This is a genomic window from Phenylobacterium sp., assembly GCF_044372605.1.
Taxonomy (GTDB): Bacteria; Pseudomonadota; Alphaproteobacteria; order Caulobacterales; family Caulobacteraceae; genus Phenylobacterium.
In genome coordinates this window covers 1-2,978 of sequence record NZ_JBILRO010000323.1, presented here as the reverse complement: position 1 = coordinate 2,978, position 2,978 = coordinate 1, and the positions used below count along the sequence as shown (strand labels likewise).

Sequence of the window (2,978 nt, the reverse complement as noted above, 5' to 3'; positions counted from 1 at the left end):
TGACCGGGCTGTCAGGGTCGGGCAAGAGCTCGCTGGCCTTCGACACCATCTACGCCGAGGGCCAGCGGCGATACGTCGAAAGCCTGTCGGCCTATGCCCGCCAGTTCCTGGAGCTGATGAGCAAGCCCGACGTGGACCTCATCGAAGGCCTCTCACCCGCCATTTCCATCGAGCAGAAGACCACCAGCCGAAATCCCCGCTCCACGGTGGGCACGGTCACCGAGATCCACGACTACATGCGCCTGCTCTGGGCGCGGGTTGGCGTTCCCTATTCCCCGGCCACCGGCCTGCCGATCGAGAGCCAGACCGTCTCGATGATGGTCGACAAGCTGAACGCCCTGCCCGACGGCACGCGCCTCAACCTGCTGGCCCCTGTGGTTCGCGGCCGCAAGGGCGAGTACCGCAAGGAGTTCGCCGAGTGGCAGAAGGCAGGCTTCCAGCGGGTCAAGGTCAATGGCGAACTGATGCTGATCGAGGACGCGCCGGTCCTCGACAAGAAGTTCAAGCACGACATCGACATCGTCGTGGACCGGATCGTCACCAAGCCCGGCCAGGAAACCCGCTACGCTGACAGCCTCGAAACCGCCCTGCGGCTGGCCGAAGGGATCGCCGTGGCCGAGTGGGCCGACCTGGCCGAGGGCGAGACGATGCCCCGGCGCCTGCTGGTCTCCGAGAAGTTCGCCTGCCCGGTCTCCGGATTCACGATCAGCTACGGCGCCTGTCCTGTCTGCGACGGCCTGGGGGCCAAGCTGGCCTTCGACGCCGACATGGTGATCCCCGACAAGGACAAGAGCCTGCACAAGGGCGCCGTCGCCCCCTGGGCCAAGGGCCCCTCGCCGCTCTACACCCAGACCCTGCAGGCCTTGAGCCGACACTACGACTTCTCGATGGACGAGCCGTTCTGGAAGCTGCCGGCGGCTGCGAAAAACGTGGTGCTCTACGGCTCCGGCTCCGAAAAGATCCGCTTTATCTATGACGACAACGCGCGAAAGTACGAGGTCAACAAGACCTTCGAAGGCGTACTGCCGAACCTCGAACGCCGCTGGCGCGAGACCGACAGCGCCTGGGTTCGGGAAGAACTGGGTCGCTACCAGTCCGAAACCCCGTGCCTCGCCTGCGAAGGCTATCGCCTGAAGCCCGAGAGCCTGGCGGTGAAGATCGCCAGCGAGCACATCGGCATGGTCTCCCGGCTGGCGATCCGGAAAGCCCAGGCCTGGTTCGAGGATCTCGAGACGAAGCTCACCGACAAGCAGATGGAGATCGGCCGCCGGATCCTGAAGGAGATCAACGATCGCCTCCGGTTCCTGGTCAACGTGGGGCTGGACTACCTCAATCTCAGCCGCAACTCCGGCACGCTCTCGGGCGGCGAGAGCCAGCGCATCCGCCTGGCCAGCCAGATCGGCTCAGGCCTGACGGGCGTGCTCTATGTGCTGGACGAGCCCTCCATCGGCCTGCACCAGCGCGACAACGCCCGCCTGTTGATCAGCCTCAAGGGCCTGCGCGATCTCGGCAACTCCGTCCTCGTCGTCGAGCACGACGAGGAAGCGATCCTGACGGCCGACTATGTGATCGACATGGGTCCTGCCGCCGGCGTCCACGGCGGCGAGGTGATCGCCCAGGGTACCGCCGCCGACATCATGGCCGAACCGCGCAGTATCACCGGCCAGTATCTGTCGGGCATGCGCGAAATCGCGGTTCCCGAAGACCGGCGGCCGATCACGAAGAAGAAGCTGCGTGTGGTGGGCGCCACCGGCAACAACCTGAAGAACGTCACCGGCGAGATCCCTGTAGGCACCCTCACCTGCATCACTGGCGTCTCCGGCGGCGGCAAATCCACCTTCACCATCGAAACCCTCTACAAGGCCGCCGCCCGGCGTCTGCACAACGCCTCGGACGCGCCCGCCCCGCATGAGCGGATCGAGGGGCTGGAAAACTTCGACAAGGTCATCGACATCGACCAGTCGCCCATCGGCCGCACCCCCCGATCCAATCCGGCCACCTATACGGGCGCCTTCCAGCCGATCCGCGACTGGTTCTGCGGGCTGCCGGAGTCCAAGGCGCGCGGCTACGGCCCTGGCCGGTTCAGCTTCAACGTCAAGGGCGGGAGATGTGAGGCCTGTCAGGGTGACGGGCTCATCAAGATCGAGATGCACTTCCTGCCCGACGTCTACGTCACCTGCGATGTCTGCCACGGCAAACGCTACAACCGCGAAACGCTCGAGGTCCTGTTCAAGGGCAAGTCTATCGCCGACGTGCTGGACATGACGGTCGAGGAGGCCGCCGAGTTCTTCAAGGCTGTGCCGGTGCTGCGCGAGAAGATGCAGACGCTGAAACGCGTGGGCCTGGGCTATGTGAAGGTGGGTCAGTCCTCCACCACCCTCTCCGGCGGCGAGGCGCAGCGCGTCAAACTTTCGAAGGAGCTGTCACGACGCGCCACGGGCAAGACCCTCTACATCCTCGACGAGCCCACCACCGGCCTGCACTTCGAGGACACCCGCAAGCTGCTGGAAGTGCTCCACGAGCTGGCTGATCAGGGCAACACCGTGGTGGTCATCGAGCACAATCTAGACGTCGTGAAGACCGCGGACTGGATCCTGGACTTCGGCCCCGAGGGCGGCGACGGCGGCGGCGAGATCGTGGCGTTCGGCTCACCCGAGGACGTGGCGGCCAATCCGAGAAGCTGGACGGGCAAGTACCTGGCCGAACTGCTGGAACGGCACCGGGAACGGAGCGTCGCGCGGAAGAAGCAGCTGGTCGGAGCCTGAAACGCACTCTTGGTAAGTCGGGAGATTTTGCTAAGGCCCGGTCAGCCACCGAAACGCCCGCGCGGCCACAGCCCGCCCATCACGTTCGATTGGCGGCCCATGCGCCATTACCAGCTGTTCCGCCGGCCAATCCAGTATCCGCCGCACCGCCGCTCGCGCCACGCTGCGGTCCAGGAAGGCCAGGCGAAATTTTCGCGGAACTGACGGCTCGGT

At 65.3% G+C, this 2,978-nt stretch carries 2 protein-coding genes; one reads left to right on the top strand and one right to left on the bottom strand.

The window, feature by feature from the left end; genetic code table 11:
• A partial coding sequence (gene uvrA, locus ACIQ42_RS17615; RefSeq protein WP_397423531.1) for an excinuclease ABC subunit UvrA occupies positions 1-2,765 on the top strand: 2,765 nt, incomplete at its 5' end.
• A 30-nt stretch (positions 2,766-2,795) separates the two neighbouring features.
• Here uvrA and ACIQ42_RS17610 read toward each other — a convergent pair.
• Positions 2,796-2,978 (bottom strand): hypothetical protein (locus ACIQ42_RS17610; protein ID WP_397423530.1); only part of this gene is annotated, 183 nt, incomplete at its 5' end.